Below are 5,172 nucleotides of genomic sequence, written 5' to 3' on the forward strand. Positions count from 1 at the left end.
CTGCACGGCAGCGACGTCGCTGCGATCGGTTTCTTGTTCCCATCGAGAAAGGAGCAGGCCGCGATTTCGTCAGTCGTGTTCGCGTTCGACGACCTCATCGCACTTCACCAGCGTAAGTTGGATCACCTGAAGCTCCGGAAGCGTGGGCTGCTGCAAAAGATGTTTCCGAAAGACGGCGCTGACGTGCCGGAGATTCGCTTCCCTGGCTTCACTGGTCCTTGGGAACAGCGTAAGCTGGGGGATTTTGGGCGCGTGGCAATGTGTAAACGAATCTACAAGGAGCAGACCAGCGATAATGGCGATGTTCCGTTCTACAAGATTGGGACTTTCGGGTCTGATCCCGATGCATACATATCCGAAGAGCTCTACGAACAGTACCGAAGCCTGTACCCGTATCCAAAGCCCGGAACCCTGCTCATCTCTGCCGCAGGAAGCATTGGCAGGATTGTCGAATACAGAGGTGAGAAGGCGTATTATCAAGACTCAAATATCGTGTGGCTTGAGCACGACTACGCTCTCGACGACTTGTTCTTAATGCAATGCCTGTCTAGCGTTAAATGGACACTAGAAGGCAGCACGATCAAGAGGCTGTACAACAAAGATATTCTTGAAAAGCGCGTGGCGGTGCCCTCGGTCCCGGAGCAACAAATCGTTGGCTCCTTCTTCCGCGAGCTCGACGACCTCATCGCACTTCACCAGCGTGAGCTCGATCACCTTAAGCTGCAGAAGAAAGCGCTGCTTCAGCAGATGTTCGTATGAGGGGAGGAACCGTGTCTTTCATTGACCGGCTGAGCGAGTGGCGGGAGGGTAATCGCCTCGAGTTCAAGCGCGCTCAGGGCGGATTCCCCAAAAGTTTCTGGGAAACTTATTCAGCGTTTGCCAACACAAGCGGCGGCCTTATCGTTCTCGGCGTTGACGAGACGCCAGAGGGTCCTAGGGTGGCGGGGGTGTCGAATCCCGACGCCCTTGTCCAAGACCTATGGAACGGCTTGAACAGTCCGCAGAAGGTCAGTGCGAACTTGCTCATCGACTCTGATGTGTCCATCGAGGATATAGATGGCTTCGCAATCGTTGCCGTTAAGGTGCCTCGTGCCGATCGTGTGCAACGACCCGTGCATATCAATAACAATATGAATGCAGGGTCGTACCGACGCAACGGCGAGGGCGACTACCATTGCAGCATGGAGGTTATCCGTGCCATGGTGCGTGACAGCTATGACGGTACGCTCGACCGGGATGTTCTTGATGATATTGGCATCGATGCCTTGAATGCGGATTCTGTGCGGAGGTATCGAAACGAGTTTTCTTCGAACCGGCTTAATCATCCATGGGTCAATCTGGCTGATGAGGGGTTTCTTCTGCGCTTGGGCGCCATTGGACGTTCAGAGGAAGACGGCGAATTACACCCGACAAGGGCCGGCTTGCTCATGTTTGGCGAGGCATGGCGCATTGTCGATGCTTTCCCTAACTACTTCCTGGATTGCAGGGTTATCAGCGGCGGGCGCCGTTGGGATGATCGCATCACGTCCGACTTGGGTGACTGGAGTGGCAACGTCTATGATTTTTGGGGTAAGGCGTACCGCATGCTCAGCGAGGGGCTGCCTCGGCCGTTCAAGCTCGGACCGGACATGGCGCGCATCGATGACACTCCTCAGCATAAGGCGGTGCGTGAAGGTCTTACCAACGCGTTGGTGCATACCGATTACTATGGACGCACCGGTGTGGTTGCCATCCGGCGGCGCTCGACGGTTGAGTTCTCCAACCCTGGTTGCCTGCGCCTTCCTGTTGAAGTGGTGGAGGGAGGCGGCATTTCTGACCCGCGCAACAAGACGCTTATGACCATGTTTAACCTCATCGGAAAGGGTGATAAGGCGGGGAGTGGCTTTGATGTGTTTCGCGATGCCGCGGCATACGCGGGCGTCGCCGATCCAGAGCTGGTCGAGTATCTCGAGCCCGATCGTACCAAGCTAACGCTGCACGTGGAAGTCGATGGATCCAAGCTTGCTGATGCACGTGGTGCCTTGCTCGACGATAACGATGTCATAAGCACTATCGTAAATGATGTCGGTAATGTCGGTAAAACAAATGTCGGTAATGTCGGTAATAGCGGAATATATGACGGGATAAATGTCGGTAATGAGGGGTCGGGAAATGGTCAAACGATGACCACTCGGCTCGGAGATACCGAGGCGGCGGTTCTCTCGTACATAAAGTCAAATGAAAGGGCAAGCGCCGCTTCAATAGCTTCTCAAATGGGTCTTTCAACACGCCAGATTGAGCGGGTGATGAAGAGCCTTCGCGAGTCCGGCCGCATAGAGCGCGTCGGCGGAACTCGCGGCCATTGGGAAGTCCGCGACTAACTCCACCCCCTAACTGCGCCCCACATCCAAGAAAGGAACCTTCGCATGAGTGATTTGCAATCTATCTCGTCCAAGCTGTGGGCGATGGCTAACGAGCTGCGCGGCAACATGGACGCCTCCGAGTATAAGAACTACATTCTGGCCTTTATGTTCTACCGTTATTTGTCCGAGCATCAGGAACAGTACCTCATTACCAACAATGTTTTGGACCTGGAGGAGGGTAAGTCGGTCAACCAGCTCTACCGTGACCAGGCCGCGGGAGATGACCTCGCTGACTACCTTCAAGACATCTCTTCGAGCCTGGGATACGCCATCGCCCCGGATGACACTTGGGCGTCTCTCATGGAAAAGATTGAGAACAGCTCGATCATTCCGAGCGACTATCAGACCATGTTCGACAACTTCAACAACAATGCCGCGCTCAACAAAGAGGCTGCACAGGACTTCCGCGGCGTGTTCAATGACGTGAACCTGGGGGATTCGCGTTTGGGCTCTACGACCAACGAGCGCGCAAAGTCGCTCAATCGCATCGTCAAGCTCGTTGACAGCATCGAGTACAAAAGCGAAGACGGCACGGACATTCTCGGCGCGATTTACGAGTACCTTATCGGGCAGTTCGCTGCCTCTGCAGGCAAAAAGGGCGGGGAGTTCTACACGCCGCACGAGGTGAGCGAGATCATCTCTCGAATCGTTACCTTGGGCCGCGAGAAGACGGATGCGTTCTTCACTGTGTACGACCCTACGATGGGCTCGGGATCGCTGCTGCTGACCGTGGGGCAGAACCTGCCGGAGGGACAGCCCATCAAGTACTACGGGCAGGAGCTGAACACGACCACCTACAACCTGGCGCGCATGAACCTCATGATGCACGGGGTTTCGTTCAACAACATGTACCTCTCGAACGCGGACACCCTAGAGAGTGACTGGCCGGATGGTCCCGACGCCAAGGGCATCGACCAGCCTAACTGCTCGTTTGACGCGGTGGTGGCAAATCCGCCGTACTCCGCGCACTGGGATAACAGCGAGACCAAGCTCAAGGACCCGCGCTTCAAGGACTACGGCAAGCTGGCGCCCCGAACCAAGGCGGATTATGCATTCGTTTTGCACAGCATCTACCATCTGGGGCCCGAAGGGACCATGGCTATCGTCTTGCCGCACGGTGTCCTGTTCCGTGGGGCTGCAGAGGGCACCATCCGCAAGACCATCATCGACAAGAACTATCTTGATGCGGTGGTTGGCCTGCCGGCAAACATCTTCTACGGCACTGGCATCCCCACCACGATTTTGGTGTTTAAAAAGAATCGAGTCACGAAGGACGTCCTGTTCATTGACGCATCTCGCGAGTTCGAGAAGGCCAAGAACCAGAACCGCCTGACCGAGGCACACATCAGCAAGATCGTAGATACCTTTCAGAGGCGTGAGGATGTCGAAAAGTACGCGCACGTGGCAACGCTCGACGAGATTCGCGGGAATGACTATAACCTCAACATTCCGCGCTACGTTGACACTTTCGAGCAAGAGGAAGAGATTGACCTCGTCGAGGTGCGTCGTCTTCTCGAGAAGGACAAGCGCGAGATTGCGGAGCTTGAGGCAAAGATAGCCGAAACGCTGCGAGAGCTGGGCGTGGAATAGAAGTCGCTAGTTGCGCTGGGCTTTGGATGGGCGCCGAGGGTGGCATGTCCCCCTCGGCGCCTTTTGCGTGGCAGTACAATGTTGTGTGTTGTAGCGCGAAGGGCAGCGAAATGATAAATCTCACCACGATGACCATTCAATTCATAGACTGCGAGCCGGACGGTATCCGAATCTGCCGCATTGAAGGTGAGTCGCTGGTGACTGTGGTAGTGCCTAGAGAGCTGCTTTCTCAGGCGAGCCAACTCCCGCAGATGCCCAGACGCGGCATCTACTATCTGCTCGATGAGGACCATGGCATCTTGAGCCGAGTGTACGCCGGCCAGACCATTCAGGGGATCTCTCGTCTGGAAAGTCACAAGTCGAGGAAGGACTTTTGGAACAAGGCGGTTATGTTTCTTGATGAAGATTGGAACATTGATCGCGATGTATTGGATGCTCTTGAGGCCAAGGCGATTGGTTACGTGCAGGAGCATGGATCGTATGAAACGGACAACAAACAGGTCCCCAGCCCTCGTTTGAGTCCCTACAAAGAGCAGCGTGTTGAGGATTTGCACGCAAAGATACTGTTTCGTATGAGGGCTCTTGGCTACGACCTTGATCGCGCTGATGACGCGACCATTGTTCCTGGCCCAATCTTTCACACGAAGAGGAATGGAGTGCTTGGTAGGGGTTTATGGGACTCCAAAGATGGGCGATTCACCGTTTTGGCAGGTTCGGAGGTTGATCTTGATAAGAAGATTATTAAAAACCGAACCGCTCAGGATTTGAGAGCCCAGATGTTCGACGGTGAAACGGGCAGGAGATTGCTTCCTAAAGACGCCACTTTCTCCAGCCCTTCGGCTGCTGCCGTATTTGTGCTCGGCGGAAGTGCGAACGGGTGGATTGAATGGCTCGATGAATACGGTCGTCCGCTCGATACATATCGAAACCATGAGTAGGCAGGCCGGGCGCTTTCCCCTCGATTTTGGGTGACCCGTGCGTTATCGGCCGAATCACTACAGCCATCTCTGTCTGCGGCCTTGGAGATGGATGGGGGCGATCAAATAAGTTTCAGTGATGTTTGCTCACGCTGGTGAAGTGCGATGAGGTCGTCGAACGCGAACACGACTGACGAAATCGCGGCCTGCTCCTTTCTCGATGGGAACAAGAAACCGATCGCAGCGACGTCGCTGCCGTGCAG

At 55.0% G+C, this 5,172-nt stretch carries 4 protein-coding genes; all 4 read left to right on the forward strand.

Annotation, left to right across the window (positions count from 1 at the left end; genetic code table 11):
• Positions 1–759: restriction endonuclease subunit S (locus tag H6A15_RS09925; protein WP_239462505.1), on the forward strand; the 759-nt coding region annotated here is incomplete at its 5' end.
• Positions 760–770: 11 nt separating this feature from the next.
• Positions 771–2,360 (forward strand): RNA-binding domain-containing protein, encoded by a 1,590-nt coding sequence (locus tag H6A15_RS09930; RefSeq protein ID WP_204673598.1) that lies wholly within the window; start codon positions 771–773, stop codon positions 2,358–2,360.
• 45 nt (positions 2,361–2,405) lie between these two features.
• The gene (locus tag H6A15_RS09935; RefSeq protein ID WP_204673599.1) at positions 2,406–3,992 is read left to right on the forward strand and encodes a type I restriction-modification system subunit M; all 1,587 of its coding nucleotides are present in this window, start codon (positions 2,406–2,408) and stop codon (positions 3,990–3,992) included.
• Positions 3,993–4,120: 128 nt separating this feature from the next.
• Positions 4,121–4,930 (forward strand): GIY-YIG nuclease family protein, encoded by an 810-nt coding sequence (locus H6A15_RS09940; protein ID WP_239462507.1) that lies wholly within the window; start codon positions 4,121–4,123, stop codon positions 4,928–4,930.
• Positions 4,931–5,172 lie beyond the last annotated feature (242 nt).

The organism is Enorma phocaeensis, assembly GCF_016901575.1.
GTDB lineage: Bacteria > Actinomycetota > Coriobacteriia > Coriobacteriales > Coriobacteriaceae > Limicola > Limicola phocaeensis_A.

Excerpts from the sequence above, each read along its gene's own strand:
- H6A15_RS09935 (WP_204673599.1), top strand. The coding sequence starts at position 2,406 with ATGAGTGATTTGCAATCTATCTCGTCCAAGCTGTGGGCGATGGCTAAC.
- H6A15_RS09940 (WP_239462507.1), top strand. The coding sequence starts at position 4,121 with ATGACCATTCAATTCATAGACTGCGAGCCGGACGGTATCCGAATCTGC.